Raw genomic sequence first — 26,394 nt, 5'->3', positions numbered from 1 at the left:
ACTATTTTCACATGAAAAGGTATGTTGATGTCTATAAGCAGTGCATGTACTCCGCGGTGCAGACGGCTGCCGCCTACCGGATGAACTTCATCGTCAGCAGCCTGATCACGCTGGTCGGCAATATTCTGTTTCCGCTGGTGACGCTGCTGATCTACCGGGCAGGAACGAGCTTTCCCGGGTGGAGCCTGTACGAGGTGTTATTAATCCAGTCTGTATTCACCATGTCCAGCGGCCTTGCAAATCTTGTGTTCGGAGGCGTGCTGTGGACCACCATGTCCCATGTCCGGGAAGGCAGCTTCGAGGTGATTCTGCTCAAACCGCTGAACCCGCTGTTCTACATTGTAGCCACCACCTTCTCCGTGGAGAGTGTCGGGCTGTTCCTGGGCGGGGCGGCATTATTCGTCTTCTCCACCCTGCATGTAGGCGCAATTCCGGCCATAGCCTGGCTGCAATTCGCCGGACTGTTCCTGGCCGGAACGGCGGTCCTGGCGGGATTATCGCTGATGATGGCGGCCATGTCCTTCAAATGGGTGGGCAATTCGCGCATCTCCGAGCTTGCGGACAGCGTGCTGCATGTCGGCAAATATCCGCTGCCCATCTTCCCCAAGGCAGTACAGGCAGCAGCTACGCTGATCATTCCTGTGGGGATGGTCGGCTTCCTCCCGGCCTCTGCGCTGCTTGGACGGGTGACGGCCAGCGACTTCGCGGCCATCCTGCCCTGCCTGGCCTTTCTGGCGGCAGGCATCTGGATCTACCGGCACATGATCAGAATGTATGAGGGGGTTGGCGGCTGATGTCCGTAATTGAAGTGAACCATTTAACGAAGACTTACACAACCTACAGGCGGGGCGCAGGCATGGGGCAGACGTTCATGAGCCTCTTCCGGCGCGAGGCAGTCTCCGTCCAGGCCGTGGATGATATCAGCTTTGCCATTGAGCAGGGAGAGATCTGCGGGATGCTGGGCCCGAACGGAGCCGGCAAATCGACCACGATCAAAATGCTCTGCGGCGCGCTCTATCCGACCAGCGGAGACATCCGGGTACTCGGCTACGCTCCGGCGCGGGACAGGAAGCGTTATGTCCGCACGATCGGAGCCGTCTTCGGCCAGAAATCCCAGCTCATCTGGGATATCCCGCCCATCGACAGCTTTAAGATGAACAAGGCCATCTATGGCATTTCCGCCGCCGATTTCAGCAACCGGCTGGAGGAGCTGGCGGCGCTGCTGGATATTGCCGGGGTGATGGAGAAGCCCACCCGCGTGCTGTCACTGGGCGAACGCATGAAATGCGAATTCGTGATGGCGATGCTGCACCAGCCGGACATCCTGTTCCTGGATGAGCCGACCATCGGGCTGGATGTCATCGCCAAGCTCAAAATCCGCGAATTCGTCCGCCAGATGAACAAGCAGCAGAATATGACCTGCATTCTCACCACGCATGACCTGGAGGATGTGGAGGAGCTGGCCCACCGGGTCATTGTGATCAACCATGGCGGGAAGGTGTTTGATGATTCGCTCCAGCGGCTGAAGGCCTTCCTGGGCGAGAAGAAGCGGGTGAGCTTCACCTTTAACGAATCTGTGCGCGATACCCTGTTCGACAACGCATATACCACGGTGGTAGAGCGCCCTTCCGATATCCAAATCACGCTGGAGGTGGACACGGCCAGAATCTCGATCAGCGAGTTCATCGAGAGCATCTCCCGGAAGCATGGCTTCTCGGACATTTCCGTCAAGGAGCTGCCCATCCAGCAGGTCGTGATGAACATCTATGAGAACGCCAAAAACAGCCTGGACCGTCACCCGTTACAGTGACAGCCCAGGCTGTTTTTTTCAGAATAGAATCTGTTTATTGCGCAGCAGCCAGCTCGGCGGCAAGCTTCTCGGCCCCGTCGAAGATGGAATAGCTGTAGCCCCAGAACTGGTTGAAATCAATCTTGTAAATCGCTTTGTTCTGGATGGCCTTCAGGCTCTGCAGTGACGGATCGGCATAGAACGCTTTGATCGACTGGTCAGCATCAACACCGCCTGTGTACACCGAGATCAGCATGACATCCGGGTTGGTGGCAATCAATTGCTCCTTGCTGATCTCACCGGTAACGTCAGCGTAGCTATTGGTCAACCCTACCAATCCCAGCACATCTCCCGCAAACGTATCGACATTGCCGCTATAGACCGCAATCGCCCCGTTGCCTCCGTCAGAGACGTAAGCAAAGGTCTTCGCTCCTGTGGCGGCCGCCCCTTCCTTCAGCTTCGCGGCACGCTCCTTCAGCTCTGCGATATAAGCCGCAGCCTTGTCCTGCACATCGAAGATTTGGCCCAGCTGTTCAATATCCTTGTACAGGCTGTCAAGCGTCGCCCCTTGCAGACTGGTGCTCTGCACGAAGGTTTTGATGCCCAGGTCATTGAGTCCGCCTACCGTCCCGACTCCCCAATCCGCATCCGCGAACAGGCCGCCGCGGCCCATCACCAGATCCGGGCCTCTGCCTACTACCAGCTCTTTGCTGGCATAGTCCTGGGAGAGCACAGGAATCTTCTTGAATTCCTCCTGCACCGCCGGATCGCCGGCACCGTATAAGGCTGCTACGCCAACCATCTTATCGGTGAGACCCAGCTTAATCAGCAGCTCGGCTGCGCCTTGGGTATTCGCCACAACCTTCTCGGGAGCCTTGTCGAAGGTCTGCTCCTTGGCCTTCCATTCGGTACCTTCCCCATTGTTCGTATAATTCTCAATCGTGAGCGGATACACCGTCTTGGCCGGCTGTGCGCTCTCCGCCGGAGCAGGGCTTGCGGACGCCGGAGCAGCAGTTTGTGTTGCCGTTGCCGCCGCCTCCTTCGTATTGCCACTGCCCGAAGAGCAGGCGGCCAACAGCAGCGCCAGCATCAGGAGCGCCAGCAGCGGTACATATCTGGTGAATCTTGTTCTCATTCTCTTGGTCCCCATTTCTGTATGTAAGTAGATTGATCCTGCGGTACGCCATGAATGCGCCCAGTCTTGCAGGGGTGGATACCTCCGTAGAATATAGAATACCGGACACCGTGTCAATGATAATGTTTCTCATTGACAATCATTCTCAATGTGGATTATATTAAAAATTAAAAATGAAGGAGTTCTCCTATTGCCATGCAAACCGCCACAGAATCAGCCTCCGAACCGAAGCAGGCACTTATTCACAGCCGTTACGGCTTTATTGCAATTATAGGCATCCTGCTGATTGTCACTCTGCTGTCAGCCGGAGCAGCAGTCTCCTTCGGGCAGGTAGATATTCCAGTCTCGCAATCCTACCGGATTCTGCTTCATCACCTTACAGGCCTCCAGATTGGGGATGTCCAGGAGCTGACCTCCGGCTCCTTCGTGGATATTATCTGGAAGATCCGCTTCCCGCGTGTTCTGATGGCTCTCTTCATTGGCGCCGGGCTTACGCTGTGCGGAACGATCATGCAGGCGGCGGTGCAGAACCCGCTGGCTGACCCATACATACTTGGTATCTCCTCCGGCGCTTCGCTGGGAGCTACCTTTTCCATTCTGATCGGCTTCGGCACCATGGGGCTGCTCGGCCAGACCGGAATTGCCTTCTGGGCCTTCGCGGGAGCGGTCGGCGCTTCCCTGCTGGTCCTCCTGCTCGCCAGTGCAGGCGGCAAAATGACCTCCGTCAAGCTGGTCCTGGCCGGGATGGTCATTAACGCTTTATGTACCGCTTTTGCCAACTTTATTGTCTATTTCGCGAATAATGCCGAAGGCATCAAGACGGTTACCTTCTGGACGATGGGCAGCCTCGCCGCCTCCAGTTGGGATAAGCTGCCGCTAATCTCGGTCACCGTCCTGCTGGCCACCCTCTTCTTCCTGTCGCAGTTCCGCGTCCTGAATGCCATGCTGCTCGGGGATGAGGCTGCGGTTACCCTCGGCATCCAACTTGGAGTCTACCGCAGAGTCTACATGCTGCTGACCGCCCTGGTTACCGGGGTGATGGTCGCAAGCTGCGGCATGATCGGCTTCGTCGGGCTGATTATCCCCCATCTGATCCGGGGACTGGTCGGCTCGGACCACCGCAGGCTGCTCCCGGCCTCCATTTTGTTCGGAGCGATCTTCCTGATCTGGACAGATGTGATTGCCCGGACGATTGTGCCGAATGTGGAGCTGCCGATCGGGATTATTACCGCCCTGATTGGCGCGCCGATGTTCATGTACATGCTGATTAGAAAAGGCTATGCTTTTGGAGGGAAAAGCTGATGAATCTGAACGTTGAAAGCTTAAGTGTGTCCTTCGGTGAAGCGAAGATTGTGCAGGAGGTCTCGCTGAAGGTGAGGAATAAGCAATTCGTCGGCCTGATCGGCCCGAACGGCTGCGGCAAATCGACACTGCTCAAAAGCATCTATAAAGTCATCAAGCCGCGCCAGGGCGATGTCTTCCTCTCAGAGCTGAATGTGATCAAAGCCAGCCCGAAGGCCGTAGCCCGCAAGCTCGGCGTCGTCGGCCAGTTCAACGAGCTGAGCTTCGACTTCACCGTGCGGGAGATGGTGGCGATGGGGCGGACCCCGCACAAGGGGATGCTGGAGACCGACAACCGGGAGGATTCAGATATTATCTCTGCCGCGCTGCGCAAGGTGAACCTGGAGGGACATGCCGGCCGCAGCTACAACTCCCTGTCCGGGGGCGAGAAGCAGCGTGTCATTCTGGCGCGGGTACTGGCCCAGCAGCCCGAATTCATGATTCTGGATGAGCCGACCAACCATCTGGACATCAAGTACCAGCTGCAGATTCTGAATATTGTCAAAAAGCTGGATATCGGCATTCTCGCCGCCCTCCACGACCTGACCCTGGCCGCCGAATACTGCGACTATCTGTATGTCATGAAGGAAGGCCGGGTCGCCGCCAGCGGGAAGCCTGCGGACATTCTGACGAAGGAACTGATCGGCGAGGTCTTCGATGTTGCCTGTGAGACGTACTGCAACCCGGTCACCGGTGCTCTGGGCATCGCTTATCTGGAGACGAGGTAATTTTCATATTTAAATAACATCGCACTTAGGCAGATTAAACGGCAGACGGGACCGCCGCTCAATCTGCCTGCTTGGCGTCTGCGGATGCCTCCCCGTCCTTCTGTCCACGGCCGTACCGCTCCTGATAGCTGCTGGGTGTACAACCAGCGTATTTCTTGAAGATCGCAATGAAATATTTATAATCCTTATAGCCTACATTGGCGGCAATCGCATACACCTTGTCGTCTCTGCTGCGCAGCAGATCCATCGCCTTCTGGATACGGTAACGGTTCAGAAAGTCGTTGAAGGTATAGGTGGTTTCACTCTTGAACTTCTGGTTCAGATAGGTGGCGCTGACCCCCAGGCTCTCCACCAGATCCTTGATTCCGATCTTCTCCGCATAATGCTCCTGAACATACCGGATCATCCTGGACACGTAGCGGGACGACTTCCCCGGAAGCTTAACAACGGAGGCCTGCAGCGCTTCTCCGCTTGCGGCTCCTGAAGTCAGCATTGCGTTATACTGGCGCTTCATCTCCAGCTGCCCTTTGGCCCGCTCCAGTGCAGCGGACAGCTGCTCCTGTTCAAGCGGCTTCAGCAGATACTCGGTCACCCCGAGCCGGATCGCATCCTTAGCCAGCCTGAACTCATCATAGCCCGACAGGATAATGTAGCTGCAATCCGCTTCCTTGACGCTCTGCTCAATCATTCCAATTCCATCCAGCAACGGCATATTCACATCGACAATAACAATATCCGGCCGGAGCCCGGCGATCTGGCGCAGTCCGTCCTCACCATTCTCGGCTTCCCCTACTACTACGCAGGCTGCTCCCATCCAATCGAAGGTGAACCGCAGCCCCTTGCGGATCATCTCCTCATCCTCTACCAGCAGCACCTTGAACATCCGTCGTCTCCTCCTTCCGGTATGGCAATCTGAATGTAACGGCCGTGCCTTCTCCCTGCGTGCTGTCCACCTCGATGCCGTAGCGTTCCCCATACATCAGCACCAGACGGCGGTGCAGATTGTGCAGCCCGATATGAGGAGCACGGTTGTCCTGCGAATGCATGATGGCCCGCACCTCCTCCAGCCGTTCCCTGCTCATTCCTCCGGCATTATCCTTCACTTCAAGGATCAGATCTGTGCCCTCCACCCGGCCAACCACAGTAATTGCCACCGATTCGCGCTTGCGGTAGCCGTATTTAATCGTATTCTCAATCACCGGCTGGAGCATCAGTCTGGGAACGAGCGCTGCCTTGGCCGTTTGATCGACTTCCTCATGATAATGGAGTCTGTCCTTGAAGCGGATCTGCTGCAGCTTCATATAGCCCGCTATATATTCCAAATCTTCCCCAAGCACCACATGGTCCCGTTCATTGCCTATACTGTAGCGCAGGTGGCGGGACAGCGTGATGACCATCTCCTGGGCAAGCTGATGATCCACAACAATCGCATAGCGCAGGGTCTCCAGTACATTGAATATGAAATGCGGATGAAACTGTGACTGCAGATGCTTCACTTCAATGACTCTGCGCAGATCGGACAGCTCGATGTTCTGGGCGGCCAGCTCGTTCAGACGCTGCAGCATCTGATTATACTGGTTGGCCAGAGTCTCGAATTCATCACCGGTTCCAATGTACACGTAAGAATCCATGTTGCCGGATTGCAGCTCTCTGACGGCGTAGGTCAGCTTATCAATCGCCCGGGACTGGCGTGCGGAGAAGATACGGGCAGTATATTGAATGACAATCCAGAGCAGCAGACTGGCCATCGCAAAAAATACAGCCAGAGACAGATAGGCACTCCGGTTTCCTTCAGCGGCGCTTAATGTGTAGATACGCCAGTTCGACAGCGGGATGTACGTTTCCTTGCTGTAATATTTTCCATCATCGATCCATACGTAGCCCTTGGCATCACTGGTCAGGCTGTACTTGTTCATCAGCCCCTGAGTCAGATTGTTGGTTGTGGCAATAATGGTCCGGTAGGGGTCGGTAACCACGGCAATTTCGTTATTCTGCACAAAGAGCAGCTTCTGCAGATCCGGCTCGTAGAGCTGATAGATCAGATATCCCAGCACTCCCCTGCTGTCACGAATTTCTCTGGCAAACGTATAGGCCGTGTAACGGTCATGCGAGAAGCGGATATGGTTGGTCTCGGCCAATTGCGCCAAGCCCTGATGATGCATTCGCCGGGCGACCGCCTGCAGCGCAAAGTCAGAGGAGCCGGAGCCATAGTTAGCCGAAGAAGCCAGGATAGCTCCGTCCGTGCTTATGATATACATAATGCTCTTCACCCGCTGACGGTTATTGAAGGCATAGAACCGCTCGAACACCTCCGTAACTTGCCCCTGCGACCCGGTAAACGCAAGGACGGAAGCCAGTGCCGCCGCTTCATTCATTTCCTTAACATAGGAGCTGTAGACCTCCTCCATCGCCAGCTTGATTTTTTTGCCTGCCTCCGTTGTCTGGTTGATGAGCAGGAAGTGTGAATTGATCATCATGAACATCAGGAACAGCACAAATAATATGGAAATGGGCACAAGCGTGTGCAGCAAAAACAGCCTGCGCAGCGAATCCTTGAAGCTCTTTTTAGCCACCATGCCCTCCCCCTTCCATCGTTTCAGCGATCTTACACCTGGATGCAGCAAAGCCCGGAACCCGCTTGCGCGGGTCCGGACGGCAGTTACATGGTTACTTCCTTTTTGCCGGACAGCTTGAAGAACAGCAGCAGTGACAGCACCGTAATCACGGTCAGCAGGGTCGATAATGCAGCAGCCACGCCGTAATTGCCGCGGACCACCTCTGTATAAACCGCTACCGTCATGGTCCGGGTCTTCCCTGTGTACAGAATAATCGAGGTGCTAAGCTCGGTAATAATGCTGATCCAGCTGATGATCGCCCCGGCGAATACCCCGGAGATCATCATCGGCACGGTAATCTTGAAGAAGGTCCGCAGAGTGGAGGCACCCAGACTGATCGCCGCTTCTTCTATGCTGTCATTGACCTGATGAAGCACAGCGGCGCTGGAGCGGATCGTATAAGGCAGGCGCCGGATGACAAACGCAACGATCAGAATCACAGCAGTGCCGCTCAGCACCAGCGGTTCTTTATTGAAGGTCACCAGCAGGGCGATCCCCAGAATTGAGCCTGGTACGATATAAGGCAGCATTGTAAATGTATCCAGAACATTCGCCGCCGCACCTTTGCGCTTCACTGTAACATAGGCGATCAGGACCGCTGCCAGAGTAATAATGATAATCGTGATGCTGGCCATCATGAAGGTATTATAGATGGAATCTCCCACTTTGGAAAAGGCTGCCCGGTAGCTGTCCAGGGAATAGCCGTCAACGAATATTTTGCCGGAGGTCTTCAGGAAGGAGGTATACGCCACATAGACTTGCGGCATCAGCGCCAGTAACGTGAACAGGTACACGTAGGCGTGAGCCGCCAAGTTGGCCACCCCCTTCAGCTTCTTCGGCTCAATCGGATTCAGGGCACTCATACTGTACGATTTCCGGTTCGCCACATACTTCTGGAGCAGAAATACAGCAACCGCAAACAGCACAACAATGACACTGATCGCCGCTGCAAAGCCGTCATCTCCTCCAACCTCACTGATGAATTCATTGAAGATCAGGACAGGCACCGTCCGGTAGCCTTCCCCGATCAGCATCGGTGTGCCGAAATCGGCGAACGCCCGCATGAAGACCAGCAGGCCTCCGGCGAGCAGGGTCGGCGTGATCAGCGGCACGAGGATTTTCCACATTTTGCGCAGACCCGTGCAGTTCATGCTCTCCGCCGCTTCCATCAGGGAGTTGTCCACATTCTTCAGCGCCCCTGACACGTACATGAAGATCAGCGGGGACAGCTGCAGGGTCAGCACCAGCAGAATGCCGGAGAAGCCGTAAATATCAGGCATGGTGAAGCCGAAGACCCGGGACACGAAGGTAGTAATTACCCCGCTGCGCCCGAGCAGCAGAATCCAGGCATACGCTCCGATAAACGGCGCGGACATCGAGGAGATCAGGATCAGAATCCGCACCGCAGCGCTTCCTCTAATTCGGGCAATCGTCATGATGTAGGCGAGCGGGCCGGCGACCAGAATAGACAGCAGGGTAACACTTACGGTCACCTTGATGCTATTCCACACGGCGTTCATATAATAAGCCTTGCTGAAGAACTTATGGAAGTAGGCCAGCGAGAACTCTCCGGTGTTGCTGTCGAAGAAGCTTTTAATTAACAGCATGAACAGAGGCAGGGCCAGGAATACCATATATCCGGCGAAAATAACAAAGGTAATCAGCGACCAGATATCCCAGCGCTTCATGCGGCCGCTCATAACTGAATCCCCCGGTTCAGATTGCGTTCCCCGGTTTGGTCATAGACATTGACCGTTCCCGGAAGAATGGCAAGCGTCACCTTGGTGCCGATATCCACCACCTCAGCGGAAGCTGACTGCTGGATGACCTCCACTTCCTGTCCGTTCTCCAGCGCCACTACCAGGTGGGTATTGAGGCCCAGAAACACATTGTTAACCACCGTTCCCGTGAGCCCTGCTGCTTCGTCTGTCAGCACGAATTCCTCCGGCCGGACGGAGATTTTCACCTCTTCCGTTGCAGAGCCTGTCCATTCCTCCGGCAGTCCCGGGATCTCCAAGGAATAGCTGCTGCCCACACGAAGCACGGCGCTGCCTCCGGCTCCGCTCTCCAGCTTCGCCTCAAGGACATTGGTCCGCCCGATGAAGGTCGCAACGAACAGATTGGCCGGGCGCTGATAGATATCCCGGGGCGTTCCCACCTGCTGGATGATGCCGGCCTTCATGACCGCAATCCGGTCAGATACCGCCATCGCCTCCTCCTGGTCATGTGTCACGTAGACCGTGGTGATGCCCACCTCACGCTGCACGCGCTTGATGGCATTACGCATATCCACACGGAGCTGCGCATCCAGATTGGACAGCGGCTCATCCATCAGCAGCACATCAGGATTAATCACGATGGCACGGGCCAGCGCTACGCGCTGCTGCTGTCCGCCTGAGAGATTCTTGGGCATTCTGTTCTTGTAGATTTCGATCTGTACGGTATCGAGAATCTCTGCGACTCTGCGCTGCCGTTCCTCCTTGCCCACTTTACGGTTCTCCAGCCCGAAGGCTACATTCTCCGATACGCTTAGATGGGGAAAGATGGCGTAATTCTGAAAGACCATTCCGATGTTCCGTTTGCCTGGAGGGACGTTGTTCATGACTTTATCGTTGAAGCCGAGATCCCCGCCTTCAATACTGTTGAAGCCGGCCACCATCCGCAGCAGTGTTGTTTTCCCGCAGCCTGAAGGCCCCAAAAGGGTGAAGAACTCACCCTTTTGGATGTTCAGGGACAGCTCGGGGATCACGGTGGTGTCGCCATATTTTTTGACAATCTTCTTGAAGGATATTGCGACGCTCATGTTGCACACCCGCCTTCTCTCTATTTAGCTGCTCTGTAGTCTCGATTATTTAGCAATACTGGTAAACATTTCGTTATAACGTTCCACAATCGCCGCCTTATTCTCGGCAACATAAGCCACATCCTCATCGATCACCTTGATCTGATCCATCGGTGTCATGAAGTCTCCAATTGCGGCATCCGAGCGCAGCGGACGGTTGGTCGTCTCCTGTCCAAGCGCATCCTGCCCTTCCTTGGAGATCAGGAAGTCAATGAATTTCTTGGCGTTCTCCTGATTCGGAGAGCCTTTGACAACCCCCGCTACCGCATCCAGGAATACTGTCCCTTCCTCGGGATACACAACCTTAACCGGCGCACCGTCTCTGACATAGCTGACTGCCGGATCTTCATACGTCAACGCCACCACATATTCCCCGTCCGCAACGCTCTTGTGCGCTTTGCTGGAGCCGCCGGCAATTTTGCCATCCAGGTTCTCCAGCAGCTTAGCCACATAATCCCAGCCAGCCTCTGAGGTATAGTCGCCGCCCATCGCTCTGAGCATATTCGTCAATTGGGCAAACGCCGAGCTGGAGTTGGCCGGGTCCGCCATCGCGATCTTGCCCTTCAGCGCCGGATTGAGCAGATCTGCATAGCCGTTGATGGGAATGTCGCCTGCGAGATTCGTATTTACCAGCAGCACACTTCCGTCCGATACATAAGAGGTCATGATTCCTGTTGTATTGGTGTGTCCCGCCAACAGATCCTTATCATTAGGAGATACATATTCTTCGAACAGGTCCGCATTATCATTGAACAGGGCGAAAGCTCCGCCGAACATAACGTCAGCATACGGGTTACTTTTCTCCGACTGAATCCGCTTGATCAGCTCACCGCTGCCCGCCGATACCAGCTCTACGGTAACGCCTGTCTGCTTCTCAAAGGCCGGGATAAGTGCGTTAATCATCGCTTCACTATTTGGGGTGTAGACGACCAGCTTGTCCGAGCTGCCGCCCGCCGCGCCTTCATTCGCTTTATTTCCTCCACATGCCGAGAGTACAACCACCATCATTGTCATAATAAGTGACACACTCAACCACTTTTTCATTTCCTCTTCACCCCTCATCTGGTTATAGGTCTATTTTATCAGCTTGAAATTTCATTAAAATCCTATAATTCGACAAAATCATCTAAAATGCGCAACTAAAATAACTGAATACGTTACTTTAACTGACATAACAATGGATCTGGGGTAGTTAAATAACTTTTTTGCCGGATACTGAAACTATTTAATCTGTTGTACGGTCTAATGTTCAATAAAATGCTTCAAGAAGCCAATAAAGGAGTGAACGAGCTGAAAGCCCAGTTGCCAGTACCACAGCAATTTGCTGAAAAACTTCAAGACTGCCGGAACAACCTGTTCCGCAAGGCCTACTGTTATGTCAAAAACGAGCATGAAGCGCTCGAAATCGTCTCGGAGGCTACCTATAAGGGGTATCTTGCTTTCGGACGAATGAAGACACCGCAGTATTTCGAGACCTGGATGACCCGGATTGTCATCAACACCGCTATTGACCATCTTAACCGGAACAAACGGGTTACTTACATGGAGGATCACTCGCAGAGCTATACCGGGGATGAGCATCCGGTTCCACTGGAGGAGAAGTTGGATCTGTATCAGGCTCTGGACAGACTATTGCCCGAGGAGAAGGCGTATATTATCCTGAAATTTTTTGAGGATCTGCGCTTCAAGGACATGGCGGACATTCTGGAGCTGCCGGAGAACACCGTCAAGACCAGGTTCTACCGGATTATCGGCAAACTGAAGGCATACTTAAAGGATGGGGAGGTTGAAGGCGTATGACAGGAAAAGACCGCTATGCACAGATTGAAATTCCCGCACAGCTTGGAGAGGTTCTGGAGGAAGCGCAGAGAAAAGCAGCTGCCCGCCGCAGCAAAAGAACTGTGCGGTGGAGATGGCTCGGGTCAACGGCGGCAGCCGTCATTGCTTGCCTGCTGGTATTGAATATCCCGGGTGTAGCAAGCGCCCTGTCTAAGCTTCCTGTAGTCGGAAGCATTGTGAAGGTGCTGCAGTTCGGAACAGGAGGCGGGCTTACCGATGGTGCTGCCGTGAGCACCGTGACCACTGAAGATACGATCACCATGGTATTTGGCCAGGATGGCGGATCTGCCGCGAGCGTACCCGCTTACACAGTTGACCAGCGGGAAGCACCGGACCGTTTAATTTTTACTTTTAACGGCGTCCGCAGCTTTGATTACGATGCGTTGGAGCAGGATCTGCTGGCTTCTCCACTGGTTAGCGATGTCTACAGGAATATCATCCTCGATGATTCCGCCATGCGGTTCGTGGTTGAACTGAAGGAAGGCACCCGGCATACCCTTACTGAATACAGCAATCCGGGTACGCTTGAGCTGAAGCTGACCGCTGAGGACAAGGCCGCTCCACCTAAGGAAGTCTACTATGTACGCAGCGAAGGAATGCCTCAGGGGGAATCACTGGCTATCCTGGAAGAGATCTATCTGGATGATGATGTTACCTTCCTGAAAACAACCTCCGGTGATTTCGCCGCTGTTATCGGCGCTTTCCCCACCCGCGAAGCAGCGGAGCAGAAGCTCGCAGAAATCGCCGCGCGTGAGAACTATGCCGGAGACCTGTACGTGGATAACTGGATGAGCAACGGGCATCCGCAGTAATTCCCGTATTTACCGAAACAGGCCATAAAAGTCTAAGCCGCTTGCCATGCCACCCTCTCCGGCGTTAGCCGATAAGTAGAGGATAAGCATGGAGGCGGTTTTTATGTTAAATAAACTAACATATACTGAATATATTTTTTATTTTTATACAATTAAACCGCATAAATATAGATTTATTTTACATATAAGTAAATATATCATTTTGACATTTATGATTTATGTCATATATAATCACATTAATTTTAATATTTAAGGAGGTCATTTATGAAGTTTATTCACAAAAGAACTCTAAAGAGCTTTACCGCGCTGCTTGCCCTCTTCACCCTGCTGTCGTTTCCTTCCATTACCCAAGCTGCGGATGCAGCCGTACCCGGGAAAGTTATTCCCAACGTCGTAGTGGTCGGCGTCGGCGGCACCATCACCTCCACCTCACCTTCCAGAGAGCTGTTCCAGACTTACGGCACCCCTAAGGTCCCCATCAATGATATTATCCAAAGATTACAGCCTGAGCTGTCCAAAATCGCCAACGTCACCAGCACCGAGCTAAGCAATATCAGCTCGGCGCAGACCACCTCCAAGGACTTATATAATCTCACCATCGCCATCGATAAGGAACTGGCTAATCCGGCAGTGAACGCTGTAGTCGTGACTACAGGAACTAATATTATGGAAGAGCTGGCCTACTGGACCGACCTCACGGTCCGCAGCCCGAAGCCCGTCATCTTCACAGGGTCGATGCGGCAATCCAATACGATCTCCTTCGACGGGGAAGCCAACCTGCTGAACGCCATCCGGCTGGCAGCAAGCCAGAAGACCGCCTACTATGGTACTGTTCTCATGATGAACGATGAATTCTTTGCCGCCAGGGAAGTCACCAAGACGGATGCACTGCGTCTGGATACCTTCGGCGGAGGCCGTTACGGCGCCCTCGGTACAGTGGATGAGAACCGCATTCGTGCCGTCCGTGCCCCGGCCCGCGTCAAGGATGCCGGCACTGAGAAGTGGAAGACTCCTTTCGATCTCAGTACGATCCAGGCGGAGGATCTGGCCAAGGTTGATATTGTGTACAGCTATACGGAAGCCTCCGCTACACCGATCACAGCCTTGGTCAATGACGGAGTTCAAGGGATAGTCACTGCGGGCCACGGGGCCGGCGGGATTTCAACCGCACAGCAGGCCGCCCGCAAAGAGGCGATTGAGAAGGGTGTCCTGTTCGTCAGCGCAACACGCGCAGGCTCGGGGGCGGTGTATGATACCGGAGCCAAAGGAATTATAGGTGCAGGCGACCTGCTTCCGCAGAAGGCCAGAATCCTGCTTCAGCTGGGACTCACCTTCTCCAAGGATCAGGAGCAGATCCGCCAGTGGTTCTCTACCATAGGCATGCCGGATTTCGATATGAGCAAATGAAATTAGCGGAGGCCCCCGGCCTCCGCTTTATCTTTTCCAAATAGAAGATAGGACTTATTTACGCCGCAGCACAGTATTTCATACGGCGGATAGACCAGGCGGACAGCAATAAGAGATACAACAGATTCATCAGGAAGAACAGCAGATTCTCTGCCGGTGTCAGCCCGCGCTGTGTAAGCACCCCCATACCAATAGTCAGCAGCGAGTAAGGAAACAGCAGCCCCAGCTTCAGCACATACAGGCCCAGTCCGGCAAACACCGCACACAGGCTGATTCCGATCGGAGTAGCAAAGCTGCGGATTCGGATGGACAACCCGAGCTGCAGCGCGGCAATACTCAGCGAAGCCACCCAGCCGCGGAAGGTCCACATAACGATGTCCAGCGGAAAGTCTCCTGTCATAGAAAGCATCTGCCCGGCCGCCCAATACATGAGCAGGAATAAGGCCTGCGCTCCGGCAATCAGCACGCCTACAACAGCCAGCTTGGCCATGAAGAGGCTTGCTGTGGATACAGGAGCAGCCAGAAGCAGATTCCAGTTCCTGTTCGCATGCTCCAGCCGGCAGACAAAGGCGCAGCAGATCGCAATCAGAATCGGCAGAAAAAACTCCCCGTAAAATAAGCTTACCTGCGTCCACAGGCTATACCAGCCGCCCTCCAGCGCTTCACGGTTCATAACAAAGTTGGCACAGCCGATCATCAGACTGACTACCGGCAGGCTGACCAGCACCAGCCCCATCCGCGAGCGGCGCAGCTTGGGCCATTCGGCCGCAACACTTCTCAGCATAAGATCCCTCCTTATATCGCTTGTCTTGAGATATGGGCATTACCGCCGGTATACAGCAGCACAGTGATGAATAGCGCTGCAATGCATTGTAGAACAGGTATCGTCCCCGTAATATAGGACCCGCCAGAAGCCTGATAGAGATAAGTTACCGGACTGAGGTCAAGGTAATAGGACCAGACAACAGCCTTGCGGACGGCAGCCGGGAACAGGCTGGCGGTTGTTCCCAGGAACCCGCCGAGCATCCCGAGGCATAAGGCAAAGGCCTGGTTCTTCACCGCCAGCGATACCCATTGCTGCATGGCGGCAACCAGCAGGCTGGCAACCAGTGTACCGGCGGTGAATTGCAGCAGCAGGCCGAGCGGAAGCGGGCTCTCCAGCTTATGCAGCATTCCGAAGCCGATGATAAACACAGCCTGGGCTAATATCCCATATAGAACCAGGTTTACGGCACAGATATATTTGGCGGCATAAACCGAGCGTCGTCCGGCCGGGGTGGTCATCAGCATTTTCCAGGTATCGCCCTTATGCTCCATATCGCAGATCCGCGAGATCACAATGGCAGTCAGAATCGGCAGGAACAGCCCGTTCATTGAAGAGAGACTGAAGATCAGCGCTTCCCACGAGGCATTGGAGGCGCTCCGGGAGATGGAGATGCTCATGGATACCGCTGCCCATCCCAGCTCTGCAGCCAGGAAAAGCGTCAGCATCGCCCAGACCCTTCTCCGCCGGAGCTTGTAGTATTCCAGGATTATCGCTCTCATCACAGGCTCCGCTCCCTTCCCGTCAGCTCCAGGAAGATGTCCTCCAGGCTCTTTTTATTCTCTTCAATCCGGCTGACTCCGATCTGCCCGGATACCAGAATTCCGTTGATCCTTGACACCTCGGCGTCCGGCATGGCCTTGAACACTAGCCGCTGCTCCTCCACCCGGGGCCGGTATCCATGTGCTGCCAGCACTTGGACCGCTTTGCCGGGATTATCGGTCTGGAAATGTACGGCCGCCTGATTCTGCGCCTGAAGCGCAGCCATCGTTCCCTGAAACAGCAGCTTGCCTTCGCTGATAATGCCAACCGAGGAAGCGGTCTGCTCGATCTCGGACAGCAGGTGGCTGGACACCAGCACCGTCATGTCATACTGCACCGGCAACGACTTAATCAGCTCGCGGATCTCCCCGATGCCTGCCGGGTCCAGGCCGTTTGTCGGCTCGTCCAGAACCAGCAGGCTTGGAAAAGCCAGCAAGGCCATCGCGATCCCCAGCCGCTGCTTCATCCCAAGCGAATACTCGCGGGCCTGCTTGTGCCGGTGCTGCTCAAGCCGGACGAACTGCAGCACCTTACCGATATTCTTGGCCGGCAGGCGGCGCAGCCGCTGCATCACCCGCAGATTCTCAAGCCCTGTCAGATGGCCGTAATAGGAAGGCGATTCGATCAGAGAGCCGGTCTGGTTCAGAACCGCCATCCGGTGCTTCTGCAGCTCCTTCCCGAAGACGTTAACCGTCCCTTGCGTAGGCTGGACCAGTCCGAGCAGCATCTTAAGCGTAGTCGTCTTGCCTGCACCGTTCGGACCGAGGAAGCCGAAGATTTCGCCTTTCTGTACCTTCAGATCTACGTGATCCACCCGGGGCGTTCCCCTGTAGATTTTGGTCAATTGTCTGGTCTCAATAATCGGATAAGTACTCATTCTGTTTGTTCAGCTCCATTTCTGCCAAGTTGGCCTCTTGCTTACCAGCATAGAGGTCTTCCCTTGCTCCAGGCTGAAGCTAACCTTACGCCTACCTTAAATCAGCCGCCTCCTCTCAAACTCCACCGCTTGATCGTGTATACTGATTCTGGGTGATTACGATTGAATACAATGAAGAACCGGAAAATACTGCTTGTCGAGGACGAACCGAAAATACGCGAGATGATTGAGCTGTTTCTGCGCAAAGAAGGCTTTTACCGCATCTATACAGCCGGAGATTCCGGAAGCGCCCTTGCTTTGTGCCGGCATGAGAAGCCGGACATCGCCATTCTGGATGTGATGCTGCCGGATCAGGACGGCTTCTCGCTCCTGTCCGCTATACGGACCTTCTCCGATATGCCGGTGCTGTTCCTGTCGGCACGCGGTGAAGATGAGGACCGGCTGCTGGGGCTGGGACTGGGTGCAGACGATTATATCGTCAAGCCTTTTCTGCCCAGGGAGTTAATGCTGCGCCTGATGGCTGTGCTGAAGCGGGTATATGCCTCCCCCGTTCCAGAACAGCTGCCAATCTTCAGAGCAGGTGAACAGGTGGTGGATCTGGAGAGCGCTGCCGTTGTTAGAGAAGGCCAGGAGCTCCCTCTGACCGCCAAAGAGCACGCCATCCTGATCAAGCTGTACGAGAACCGCGGCCGGATTGTGACCAGCGATGCCATCTGCCAGGCGGTCTGGGGAGATGACAGCTACGGGTATGAGAACACCTTAATGGTGCACATCCGGCGTATCCGTGAAAAGCTTGAAGCCGACCCTTCGAAGCCGGTGCATCTGCTGACCGTCCGGGGGCTGGGTTATAAGCTTGTTGTGCAGGAGGCGCGCTAATGGACAGTGCGGTCCGCATATTACGCAGGTTCGTAGGCTCCACAATGCTGGTCTCTGCGCTGCTGCTCCTGTTCAATCTGATTCTGCTCGGTTCCCTGATCTTCAAGGAGACCCATCAGGAGACTTCGCCCGGTAAGGTTGTCCGGGATGTCTCTCTGGATTTGAAGGGAACGGAAGGCAGCTACTCACTTGACGCCAAGGCCGCCGCGCTCCTTGAGCAGCATAAGGCCTGGGCCATGCTGCTGGATGCGGACGGCAAGGTGCAGTGGAGTGAGCAGCTTCCGCCGGAGATACCAGACGCCTTCAATATTATAGAGGTGGCGAAATTCTCGCGTTACTACTTAATGGAGTATCCCGTATACACCTGGGAGCATCCTGAAGGGCTGCTGGTTGTCGGGTATCCCAAATATTCATATGAGAAATATCAGCTCGAATATCTGACCGATTGGGTGCGCTCACTTCCCTTAAGGGTGCTGCTTCTCCTGGTATGCAATGCCGTGCTTGCGGTGGCCCTGTCGCTGTTCATCGGCACCCGGCTGATCCGCAGCATCCGTCCGCTGATCAACAGCATTCATGCCCTGGCCAAGGACAAGCCGGTCCGGCTGGAGCCGCAGGGCATCTTCAGCGACTTGTCGGAGAGCATCAATTCAGCTTCGGCAACACTCCAGACCCGGAGCACCCAGTTAAAATCAAGGGATGAAGCGCGCTCCAACTGGATTGCCGGAATCTCGCACGACATCCGCACCCCGCTCTCCATGATCCTGGGCTACGCCAGCAATCTGGAGGAACAAGACAACCTGACTGGAGAACAGCGCCGGCAGGCTGCCATCATCCGCCGCCAAGGGGAGCAGCTAAGGTCGCTGGTTAGCGACTTGAATCTGGTCTCCATGCTGGAATACGAGATGCAGCCGCTACAGCTTAAGCCAATTCGCTTATCTGCTCTGGTCCGGACCGTGGTATCCGACTTCATCAACAACGGCCTGGAGGAGCCATATTCGCTGGACCTGTGCATAACGGACGAGCGCCTGCAGATAATGGGCGATGAGAAGCTGCTCTACCGTGCGGTCAGCAATCTGGTCCAGAACAGCATCCGCCATAATCCGGACGGCTGCCGGATTACGGTAACGATCTCGCGTTGTCCGGAAGACCCGGAAGCCTGCTGTCTATCTGTATTCGATGACGGGTCAGGAGTTCCGGCAGAGCTCCTGCCGGAGCTGGTCCTGCTGCCCTACTCCGGGAAGCGGACCCGCCCCGTCCGCCAGGGCCACGGGCTTGGCCTCCCGATGGTCGCCCGTATCGCCGAAGCTCACAAGGGGAAGCTGATTCTGGAGAATCCTCCCGGAGAAGGACTGTGTGCGGTGTTGAAGCTGCCGGTTATAGCATAATTTTTTGCTCCAAAATCCGCCATTTTCTGCTATGCTAATAGAAATTCATAGTAGATACAGGAGGCGTAACCCGGAATGGATGCATTTCAATATGAGCTTACTTCAGAGAGTTCGATCAACCTGAAATATGAGTACGGCGGCGAGTACTTCACGTTCAGCCTGTACCGCGATGACGAAGGCTGGGTGCTTCATCCATTCGACGGGATGCTGCTGCGGAATCCGGCGATGTGCACGCTGGTCGCACAGGAGCTGTTCAAGCACAAGCCCTTCCAGGTCATGCTGGCAAAAGAAGGCATTCTGTTCACCGATATACGCTCGACCGTCAATCTCGAGAATGTTAACACACCGGTGGCCGCACGCAATGAACGCGAGTCCCGTAGCAATCCGGCAGATGATCTCATGGACTTCGTTCAGCAGCACTCGATTGAAGAGGTCATCGATTATGAATGCAGTCTGGTGGGGAGCCGAATCTCCTTCTATAAAGAAATCCTGCAGCGCATGTTCATGGACAACCTTGGGCCTTCGGACCCTGAATTCCAGCAGGTACAGGATATTGTGCGGATCTACGAGCAGGCGCTGGAGCGGCTGTCCAGCCTGAATGGTCCGAATCTGGACGCCGGCAGACGCGGCAGATATTAACCTTAGGAGAGGCTGGTTCTCATGACATTCGAGCTAATTAAGGGACAGAAGGTCAGCTTAACCGCAAATAACCCCCGCCTCACGCAGCTTATCATCGGCCTGGGCTGGCAGGCTGCGGGAGCGGGGATTGAGATTGACAGCTCTGCTGTTCTGCTTACGGGCGGACAGAGGGTCTCTACTGCTGCGGACCTTATATTCTACAGGAATCCCGCTGCACATCATCAGTCTGTAGTATTATTGCAACCTGAACACAGGGTTGTTACCGGCGTGGCTGACCACACACAGATTGCGGTCCGGCTGGACCTGATCCCTGCGGAGTACGAGCGCATTGCGTTTGTGCTGACGATCCATGAAGCCCAGAAACGGCAGCAGAGCTTTGCGGGCTTGGCCGGCGCTTATTTGCGGATCATGAGCGCTGCGGACGGAACGGAGCTGCTGCGTTACCCGCTGGAGGGCGGTTATTCAGTGGAGACAGCCATCGTTGCCGGAGAGCTCTACCGGTATGGGGGCGAATGGAAATTCAGTGCGGTCGGCTCCGGTTATGCCGGCGGCCTGCCCGCCCTATGCCGCAGCTGCGGGATACCGGAAGCGGAGGCCGAAGCATTGGTTCAGGCAGCGAGACCGGCTGCTGCACCCGGAAAGTCTCCTTTTGTGCTGCCGGAGCTGCGGCCACGCCCTAAGCAGAGGCCGGCGGACCCGTTGCCTCCTGCTGCCCCGGCTTCGCCGCCGGGATCTCCGGGGCATCCGGGAGAACGGCAGCTGAAGAACCGCGGGGAGACAGTCCGGCTTCAGAGCGGACCTGGGGCTGCGGGTGAGATTGTCATCAATCTCAAATGGGTTCAGACCGAATCCTCCCGCTGGTTCGGAAGGAAGAGTATTGATCTGGATCTGGGCTGCCTGTTTGAACTCAGCAATGGGCTCAAAGGCGCTGTCCAGGCGCTCGGTGAGTCCTTCGGCAGCTTCAACCGGCCGCCTTACATCATCCTGGACGGGGATGACCGGACAGGCTCAATTGCCACGGGTGAGAATCTGCGGATTAACAGCCGCTATCTCTCCGAGATCAAGCGGATTGTTATTTTTGCCCTCATCTATGAGGGAGCGGCGAGCTGGCCGCAGGCTGGCGCCGTGGTAACCATCCGCCAGCAGGGCGGGCCGGAGATCGAGGTGCAACTGGACGGGCATAATAACGATAAGGGAATGTGCGCCGTCGCCATGCTGCACAGCCAGCCGGATGGAACCTTCATCGTGGAACGGCTTGTAGAGTATTTCAGCGGCCATGAGGAGCTGGACCAGCACTATCAGTGGAACCTGCGGTGGGAGGCCGGGAGTAAGTAGCAGCTAGTAGGCAGTGGACATAATATGAGCGGCATCGCCTTGACGGGCGATGCCGCTTATTGTGCATGTGTTCGGTTTTCCGCTTACATTTGGCCTCACGCCTCCGTGCTGGCCGACTGTATTCGGTTTTTCGCATACATTCCGCCTCACGCTTCCGTGCTGGCCGATTCTGTTCAGTTTTTCGCATACATTCCGCCTCACGCTTCCGTGCTAGCCGATTCTGTTCGGTTTTTCGCATACATTCCGCCTCACGCCTCCGCGCTGGCCGATTGTGTTCGGTTTTTCGCATACATTTCGCCTCACGCCTTCGTGCTGGCCAATTGTGTTCGGTTTTTCGCATACATCCGACCTACATGCCTTTATCGTAATGGCATCCTAAGGCATTCAGCTTATAAGACACAAACAACCCTCCACCGTCATATGACGGGGAAGGGCTGTTTGTGTATTCATTATTCTGCAGTATGATCTACAGATGCTGCCTGAATGCTGCCGAATGCCCAGTAGCTTGCCGGGACATCCGCCCATTTCTGGGCTGCGCTGGTCAGCGGAGCGATCCCCAGGGCGCGGTTGATGATGGTTACGGCTTCCGCGCGTGTTAACGTCTGGTCCGGACGGAACGTGCCGTCCTGATATCCGGTAATCATGCCTGCCTGGGACATCCGCTCAATCGCAGCCTGCGCCCAGTGACCGGCAATATCGCTGAAGCCGGCCGATTGGCCTTCGCCGCCTGTAATCAGGCGCGATAGAAGGGTTGCCATTTCGGCTCTGGTAATCGTCTGGTTCGGCTTGAAGCTGCCGTCCGTGTAACCTTTCATCATGCCGCTTCTGGTTACCTGGCCGATGGCCTCGGCTGCCCAGTGGCTGGCAGTCACATCAGTGTAGGCTACACCGGCAGTAACTGCGGACTGGCTGAAGGTGCGGGCAATGATGCTGGCAACCTCTGCCCGGGTGATGCTGTGGCCCGGCTTGAAGGTACCGTCAGCATATCCCGTTATATACGCCTTCACCTGCACCGCAGGATCTTGGGCAAGTACAACGGTAAAGGTACTGAATTTGCTGATGCTGAATTGAATACCTGACTTCCCGGTCTGGCCGTAAGGTACGATTTCGCCCTTGACCAGCTCTTTGGTGCCATCGCTGTGTTCAATGAAGACTGCAAGTGCCTTCAACTGCTCCGCCGTTAACGAAGGGTTGTTAAGCGGCAGCACCAGAGTAACCGGACGGCTCTGCAGGTTCGTCTCAATCGTTACCGGACGGCTCACCAGCGTAACCGCTGCACCGCTCGATACGCTTTGCACCTGTGCTTTGGCACGGGCTTCAGCCTCTGCGCTCTGCTGCGGTGTTTTCAGTGGAACCAGGTTGAAATAAATATCCGTACCGAATCCGGCCATCGAACTGCCCGGCACCTTCACCTCAGCATTGACGGTGAAAAGATCCAGCGTAATCTCATTATCAGCAAACTGCTTGCCGGAAGCTGCCGGAATGGTCAGTCTGGTTCCGGCAACCTCATCATTCTTGTCAGGCACAACAATTCTGGCAATATTGGACCCGGCAGCCTTAAGCTCATTGACCGCCCGGATCGCCTGCTCCAATGTGAACGTAAGAGTGTCGTTCTTCACTCCGTTTGCATCCTTGGTCCGGCTAATAACAACAGAGGATACCATAGACCCTTGACTGGCCCCATTCTCAACGTTTGCATTAATGCTCTCCGTCTGCGGGGTCGGTGTCGGTACCGGAGCCGGGGCTCCCCCGCCTGATCCTGAACCGCCGCCCGTTGCAGGAGGATTGGTCGGTGTGACCGGCACCGGAACTGTAGAGAAGCTCCAGAGTGTTTTATCCGTAATCCCTGCATAGCTGTTACCTGCTTCATCTGTAAAAGCACCCGTCCCGATCAGCACATAATAGCTCTCGCCCTGCTTCAGCAGGCCGCTGGTATTGATGCTGACGGTAGAGTCTTTAATCGTAACAAGCTGCGTATTGCTTGCCTTAATCGCCGTTACGATCTCATCATTCGCTGCATTCACAATCTTAATATCGGCACTCCCTGCCAACACATTCTCATTGAAGGTCAATGTGAGTGCGGTAGATTCAGATACATGCGTTGCGTTGCGTGCCGGATTGGAAGAAGTCACGACAGGCGCTGCTGTATCTGGCGCAGTAGTGGTCACGAACCGCCAGGCGTTAATCCCTGCAATACCGGCATAGCTGTTGCCAGCTCCGTCTGTAAAGGCTCCTTCAGAGATCCGCACATAGTAGCTGGTCCCATGCTCCAGGTTATCCGCCGGATTGATAGTGACCACATGATTCAGAATGGTTACCATGTCCGAAGTGGCGGAAATCGTCAAGACAGGCTGCGTAACATCTGAGCTGCGGAAAATCTCAATGCTACCGGCTCCCGCCTTCACATTCTCGCTGAAGGTCAGGACCAGATTCGCGTTCACAGCCACTTCGGTGGCCCAAGGCTCCGGCGAATAGGTAACTACCGTTGGCGAGGTGCGGTCCGGCGCATCCGTTGTGGTGAACTGCCAGGCGTTGCTGTCCGTGATCCCGGCATAACTGTTGCCTGCGGCATCTGTAAATGCCCCGGCTCCAATCTGCACATAGTAGCTGGCTCCATACTTCAGTTCATCCGTAGGGTTAATTGTCACTACATTTCCCTGGATGGTTACATTCCCGGAAGCTGCCGGAATCGTAACTGCCGGTGTATGAGTTGCACTGGTGTAAATCACGATATTGCCTTCTCCAGCCTTTACATCCTCACTGAAGGTAAGGGTCAAATTGGCGTCTGTTGCAACATCTGCTGCCCCATTTACAGGCGTAAAATGCTCTAATGCAGGAGCAGTCGTATCGGGCGCAGCCGCAGTTGTGAAATGCCAGGTGGTACTGTCCGCAATTCCAGAGTAGAAGTTGCCGGATAGATCCGCGAAGGCATCGTCAGTAATTTTCACAGCATAGCTTGTACCATACTCCAGAGGGTGAGCCAGTTGAATAGTTACCTTGTTGTTTACAATGCTCGTTTCGCCGGCAGTAATAGTTGCCGCCGCTTGGTCGGATGCATCGCTGTAGATCTTTATGCTGCCTTCCCCCGCCTGTACATTCTCGCTAAAAGCAAGCTCCAGGCTAGCACCAATTGCTACATCTATTGCCCCATTCTTAGGCGAGTATGTGCTTACGATTGGCGCCGTCGTATCCGGTTCGCTGGTGGTACTAAAGCGCCAGGTTGTATTGTTCGTGATACCGGCATAGCTGTTGCCCGACATATCCGTAAATGTACCATTATCAATCTGGACATAATAGGTTGCACTGTAATCCAGGTCAGCCTTCGGATTAATTGTTACCACTTTACCGTCAATGGTTACATCATCTGATTCAACAGGGACCGCCATAAGCGGGCCATCGCTAATCTCACTGTTGTATATCTTAATTTCGCCTTCACCCTTCTGAACATCCTCATTAAAGGTAAGAGTCAGGTTGGTGCCGATCGGTACATCCATTGCTCCATTCTTAGGAGTAAAATCACTCACCACCGGTGGTGCAGTATCAGGCGCTTCTTCTGTGGTGAACTGCCAGGTGTCCTTGTCCGAGATACCTGTGTAATAGTTAGCGTTTTCTGATAGATCTTTGAAAGCTTCTTCATCGATGTTTACAAAGTACGTAGTACTGTTCTTAAATTTTTCATACGGAACAATGGTTACCACGTTATCCTTAACCGTAACATTCTCTGTGTTAACCGGAATTACTGCCGGGTAATCTAAGTCCTCACTATCATAAATCAGAATGCTGCCGCTATCCTTCATCACAGGCTCATCGAACGTGAGTGTCAATTGAGCATCAGTCGCTACTCCCGCATCTCCCTGGTCTGGAGAGTAAGAGATAACAGTCGGAGCTTCCGTATCTCCTGGTCCAGCAACTGTTGTAAAGCTCCACTCCTCCGCTGAGATCGCTGCATTGCCGCTTGCACCATTAGTGAAAGCATCCGCGTCGATTGTTACGGCGTATTTCGTACCTGGATCGAAATTTTTGCCCGGATTAATCGTTACCGTATTGTTAGCTGGATTTATCTTTACTCTGCTGGCGTCATCCGCCGGGATGGTTTCAACCGGAGCGGACAAATCCGCAGCTTTGAAAATTTTAATGTTATTGTCGATGTTAGCGTTACTGCCTGTATCTGTGTCATTATCAGTATCGGTATTATTATCTGCAGATGCTGCTGTCACTGGCTGATTAAACATGATCTCCAGATTCATATCTACTGGTACATCGGTCTCATCATTCCCTGGAGACAGACTGAGCACCCGCGGGATGTTAGGAATGACATAAGACATAATGATCTCTCCGGAATCACCCGCAGCAATAAATTGATTAAGAACTTGATAAAATACGATACCGTTAAGATTAGCAGTTGCGTTTGAAGTCTCAGGCTTCCATGTCTGCCCCAGATCGCTAGAGGAGAACACTTTCCCGCCATCTCCTGCGGCCATAAATACGCTGTTTCCGAAAGTCACTCCATTCAGTTTCATATTTGAGCCAATGATCTTCTCCGCACTTTTAGAACCTTCTGGAGAGGTAACAACGATTCCGGCGTCACCGACAGCCACGAACATCCCGCCGCCAAAGGTAATTCCGTTCAAGCTCAGGGTGGAATGATCAGTTTCTTTGCGCTCTACCTTCTTCCATTCCAACCCATCCACGGAAGTTACTACAGTACCGTTATCACCCACCGCTACAAACTTGCCGTCGCCATAAGCCACAGCGTTCAGATTCTCCTCAGTGTCTGAGAATACGATCTCCCAGTCAGGGCGATTGTCATTTTTGATCATAATCATTCCTGAATCGCCAACTAGAACTAATGTTCCATCGCCGTAGCTGACTCCATTCCAGTTAAAACCGGCGGAGCCATCGGAGGGTGTCCAGGACACGCCATCTGTTGACGTTAGGACTATCCCATTGTCACCGACTGCAACGAATTCGCCGCCTGCGCCCTTATGAATAATACTATTCAAATCATCGCTTACCCCAGACTCACTAACTGCCCAGGTCGAAGTGCTGCTTGCGGCAACAATTTTCCCTTCTCCCCCCACTGCAACTAAAGTATCTGAGCCAATAGCAACTCCGTTTACGTTGATGCCGTCTGGCAGCGGACCAACATTGTCCCAGCCTGCCGCACCATTGTCCGTTGAACCCGCATA

The 26,394-nt window shown here is 54.3% G+C and carries 21 protein-coding genes; 11 read left to right on the top strand and 10 right to left on the bottom strand.

The window, feature by feature from the left end; all coding sequences use genetic code 11:
• Positions 1-11: 11 nt before the first annotated feature.
• Together MHI24_RS26325 and MHI24_RS26320 are read left to right on the top strand one after the other, a co-directional pair.
• Complete coding sequence (locus tag MHI24_RS26325; protein WP_340022510.1) at positions 12-794, top strand: ABC-2 family transporter protein; 783 nt, start codon at positions 12-14, stop codon at positions 792-794.
• Entirely contained in the window at positions 794-1,810 is a 1,017-nt protein-coding gene (locus MHI24_RS26320) for an ATP-binding cassette domain-containing protein (protein ID WP_340022509.1), read from the top strand. The genes MHI24_RS26325 and MHI24_RS26320 overlap by 1 nt, the downstream gene beginning before the upstream one ends.
• Positions 1,811-1,844: 34 nt before the next feature.
• Here the strand turns inward: MHI24_RS26320 and MHI24_RS26315 are convergent, their stop codons facing one another.
• Positions 1,845-2,924 (bottom strand): ABC transporter substrate-binding protein, encoded by a 1,080-nt coding sequence (locus MHI24_RS26315; RefSeq protein ID WP_340022508.1) that lies wholly within the window; start codon positions 2,922-2,924, stop codon positions 1,845-1,847.
• Positions 2,925-3,119: 195 nt separating this feature from the next.
• Between MHI24_RS26315 and MHI24_RS26310 the strand changes: the two genes are divergently transcribed.
• On the top strand, positions 3,120-4,226 hold the full coding sequence (locus tag MHI24_RS26310; RefSeq protein ID WP_340022507.1) for an iron ABC transporter permease: 1,107 nt from the start codon (positions 3,120-3,122) through the stop codon (positions 4,224-4,226).
• Positions 4,226-4,993: an ABC transporter ATP-binding protein gene (locus tag MHI24_RS26305; protein WP_340022506.1), complete on the top strand. Its 768-nt coding sequence runs from the start codon at positions 4,226-4,228 to the stop codon at positions 4,991-4,993. Before MHI24_RS26310 ends, MHI24_RS26305 begins: the two co-directional genes overlap by 1 nt.
• 58 nt (positions 4,994-5,051) lie before the next feature.
• Here MHI24_RS26305 and MHI24_RS26300 read toward each other — a convergent pair whose 3' ends face one another.
• The 5 genes from MHI24_RS26300 to MHI24_RS26280 all read right to left on the bottom strand — a co-directional run bounded on the left by MHI24_RS26300 (position 5,052) and on the right by MHI24_RS26280 (position 11,494).
• Entirely contained in the window at positions 5,052-5,876 is an 825-nt protein-coding gene (locus MHI24_RS26300; RefSeq protein ID WP_340022505.1) for a response regulator, read from the bottom strand.
• Positions 5,848-7,569: a sensor histidine kinase gene (locus MHI24_RS26295; RefSeq protein WP_340022504.1), complete on the bottom strand. Its 1,722-nt coding sequence runs from the start codon at positions 7,567-7,569 to the stop codon at positions 5,848-5,850. Before MHI24_RS26295 ends, MHI24_RS26300 begins: the two co-directional genes overlap by 29 nt.
• A gap of 83 nt (positions 7,570-7,652) precedes the next feature.
• A complete protein-coding gene (locus MHI24_RS26290) occupies positions 7,653-9,308 on the bottom strand; it encodes an iron ABC transporter permease (protein WP_340022503.1) in 1,656 nt (551 codons plus the stop codon).
• Positions 9,305-10,411 carry an ABC transporter ATP-binding protein gene (locus MHI24_RS26285; protein ID WP_340022502.1) on the bottom strand — a complete coding sequence of 369 codons (1,107 nt, stop codon included), beginning with the start codon at positions 10,409-10,411 and terminating at the stop codon, positions 9,305-9,307. The genes MHI24_RS26290 and MHI24_RS26285 overlap by 4 nt, the downstream gene beginning before the upstream one ends.
• 45 nt (positions 10,412-10,456) lie before the next feature.
• Positions 10,457-11,494, bottom strand: coding sequence for an ABC transporter substrate-binding protein (locus MHI24_RS26280; RefSeq protein WP_340022501.1), 1,038 nt, complete (start codon positions 11,492-11,494; stop codon positions 10,457-10,459).
• Positions 11,495-11,731: 237 nt separating this feature from the next.
• Here MHI24_RS26280 and MHI24_RS26275 point away from each other — a divergent pair, with 237 nt between their 5' ends.
• The 3 genes from MHI24_RS26275 (at position 11,732) to MHI24_RS26265 (ending at position 14,508) form a co-directional block, all read left to right on the top strand.
• Positions 11,732-12,250 (top strand): sigma-70 family RNA polymerase sigma factor, encoded by a 519-nt coding sequence (locus MHI24_RS26275; protein WP_340022500.1) that lies wholly within the window; start codon positions 11,732-11,734, stop codon positions 12,248-12,250.
• The gene (locus tag MHI24_RS26270; protein WP_340022499.1) at positions 12,247-13,101 is read left to right on the top strand and encodes a DUF4179 domain-containing protein; all 855 of its coding nucleotides are present in this window, start codon (positions 12,247-12,249) and stop codon (positions 13,099-13,101) included. The genes MHI24_RS26275 and MHI24_RS26270 overlap by 4 nt, the downstream gene beginning before the upstream one ends.
• Positions 13,102-13,365: 264 nt before the next feature.
• Positions 13,366-14,508 carry an asparaginase gene (locus tag MHI24_RS26265; RefSeq protein WP_340022498.1) on the top strand — a complete coding sequence of 381 codons (1,143 nt, stop codon included), beginning with the start codon at positions 13,366-13,368 and terminating at the stop codon, positions 14,506-14,508.
• 58 nt (positions 14,509-14,566) lie between these two features.
• Here MHI24_RS26265 and MHI24_RS26260 read toward each other — a convergent pair whose 3' ends face one another.
• The 3 genes from MHI24_RS26260 to MHI24_RS26250 are packed head-to-tail and all read right to left on the bottom strand — an operon-like array spanning position 14,567 to position 16,970.
• Entirely contained in the window at positions 14,567-15,292 is a 726-nt protein-coding gene (locus MHI24_RS26260) for an ABC transporter permease (protein WP_340022497.1), read from the bottom strand.
• Between the two features lie 11 nt (positions 15,293-15,303).
• The gene (locus MHI24_RS26255) at positions 15,304-16,053 is read right to left on the bottom strand and encodes an ABC transporter permease (RefSeq protein WP_340022496.1); all 750 of its coding nucleotides are present in this window, start codon (positions 16,051-16,053) and stop codon (positions 15,304-15,306) included.
• The gene (locus MHI24_RS26250; protein WP_340022495.1) at positions 16,053-16,970 is read right to left on the bottom strand and encodes an ATP-binding cassette domain-containing protein; all 918 of its coding nucleotides are present in this window, start codon (positions 16,968-16,970) and stop codon (positions 16,053-16,055) included. Before MHI24_RS26250 ends, MHI24_RS26255 begins: the two co-directional genes overlap by 1 nt.
• 162 nt (positions 16,971-17,132) lie before the next feature.
• Between MHI24_RS26250 and MHI24_RS26245 the strand changes: the two genes are divergently transcribed.
• The 4 genes from MHI24_RS26245 (at position 17,133) to MHI24_RS26230 (ending at position 21,205) form a co-directional block, all read left to right on the top strand.
• Positions 17,133-17,846 (top strand): response regulator transcription factor, encoded by a 714-nt coding sequence (locus tag MHI24_RS26245; RefSeq protein ID WP_340022493.1) that lies wholly within the window; start codon positions 17,133-17,135, stop codon positions 17,844-17,846.
• Positions 17,846-19,231, top strand: a complete 1,386-nt coding sequence (locus MHI24_RS26240) for a HAMP domain-containing sensor histidine kinase (protein WP_340022492.1) — start codon at positions 17,846-17,848, stop codon at positions 19,229-19,231. Before MHI24_RS26245 ends, MHI24_RS26240 begins: the two co-directional genes overlap by 1 nt.
• 75 nt (positions 19,232-19,306) lie before the next feature.
• Positions 19,307-19,870 carry a hypothetical protein gene (locus MHI24_RS26235; protein ID WP_340022491.1) on the top strand — a complete coding sequence of 188 codons (564 nt, stop codon included), beginning with the start codon at positions 19,307-19,309 and terminating at the stop codon, positions 19,868-19,870.
• Between the two features lie 21 nt (positions 19,871-19,891).
• Positions 19,892-21,205 (top strand): TerD family protein, encoded by a 1,314-nt coding sequence (locus tag MHI24_RS26230; protein ID WP_340022490.1) that lies wholly within the window; start codon positions 19,892-19,894, stop codon positions 21,203-21,205.
• Positions 21,206-21,654: 449 nt separating this feature from the next.
• Here MHI24_RS26230 and MHI24_RS26225 read toward each other — a convergent pair whose 3' ends face one another.
• Complete coding sequence (locus MHI24_RS26225) at positions 21,655-26,208, bottom strand: Ig-like domain-containing protein (RefSeq protein ID WP_340022489.1); 4,554 nt, start codon at positions 26,206-26,208, stop codon at positions 21,655-21,657.
• Positions 26,209-26,394: the final 186 nt, after the last annotated feature.

Origin of the sequence: Paenibacillus sp. FSL K6-1096, assembly GCF_037977055.1 — a bacterium.
GTDB lineage: Bacteria > Bacillota > Bacilli > Paenibacillales > Paenibacillaceae > Paenibacillus_AQ.
This window is presented reverse-complemented; position numbering and strand designations above follow the sequence as displayed.

Coding starts and splice junctions, on each gene's coding strand:
- MHI24_RS26325 (WP_340022510.1), top strand. CDS start 12: ATGAAAAGGTATGTTGATGTCTATAAGCAGTGCATGTACTCCGCGGTG.
- MHI24_RS26320 (WP_340022509.1), top strand. CDS start 794: ATGTCCGTAATTGAAGTGAACCATTTAACGAAGACTTACACAACCTAC.
- MHI24_RS26315 (WP_340022508.1), bottom strand. CDS start 2,924: ATGAGAACAAGATTCACCAGATATGTACCGCTGCTGGCGCTCCTGATG.
- MHI24_RS26310 (WP_340022507.1), top strand. CDS start 3,120: ATGCAAACCGCCACAGAATCAGCCTCCGAACCGAAGCAGGCACTTATT.
- MHI24_RS26305 (WP_340022506.1), top strand. CDS start 4,226: ATGAATCTGAACGTTGAAAGCTTAAGTGTGTCCTTCGGTGAAGCGAAG.
- MHI24_RS26300 (WP_340022505.1), bottom strand. CDS start 5,876: ATGTTCAAGGTGCTGCTGGTAGAGGATGAGGAGATGATCCGCAAGGGG.
- MHI24_RS26295 (WP_340022504.1), bottom strand. CDS start 7,569: ATGGTGGCTAAAAAGAGCTTCAAGGATTCGCTGCGCAGGCTGTTTTTG.
- MHI24_RS26290 (WP_340022503.1), bottom strand. CDS start 9,308: ATGAGCGGCCGCATGAAGCGCTGGGATATCTGGTCGCTGATTACCTTT.
- MHI24_RS26285 (WP_340022502.1), bottom strand. CDS start 10,411: ATGAGCGTCGCAATATCCTTCAAGAAGATTGTCAAAAAATATGGCGAC.
- MHI24_RS26280 (WP_340022501.1), bottom strand. CDS start 11,494: ATGAAAAAGTGGTTGAGTGTGTCACTTATTATGACAATGATGGTGGTT.
- MHI24_RS26270 (WP_340022499.1), top strand. CDS start 12,247: ATGACAGGAAAAGACCGCTATGCACAGATTGAAATTCCCGCACAGCTT.
- MHI24_RS26265 (WP_340022498.1), top strand. CDS start 13,366: ATGAAGTTTATTCACAAAAGAACTCTAAAGAGCTTTACCGCGCTGCTT.
- MHI24_RS26260 (WP_340022497.1), bottom strand. CDS start 15,292: ATGCTGAGAAGTGTTGCGGCCGAATGGCCCAAGCTGCGCCGCTCGCGG.
- MHI24_RS26255 (WP_340022496.1), bottom strand. CDS start 16,053: ATGAGAGCGATAATCCTGGAATACTACAAGCTCCGGCGGAGAAGGGTC.
- MHI24_RS26250 (WP_340022495.1), bottom strand. CDS start 16,970: ATGAGTACTTATCCGATTATTGAGACCAGACAATTGACCAAAATCTAC.
- MHI24_RS26240 (WP_340022492.1), top strand. CDS start 17,846: ATGGACAGTGCGGTCCGCATATTACGCAGGTTCGTAGGCTCCACAATG.
- MHI24_RS26235 (WP_340022491.1), top strand. CDS start 19,307: ATGGATGCATTTCAATATGAGCTTACTTCAGAGAGTTCGATCAACCTG.
- MHI24_RS26230 (WP_340022490.1), top strand. CDS start 19,892: ATGACATTCGAGCTAATTAAGGGACAGAAGGTCAGCTTAACCGCAAAT.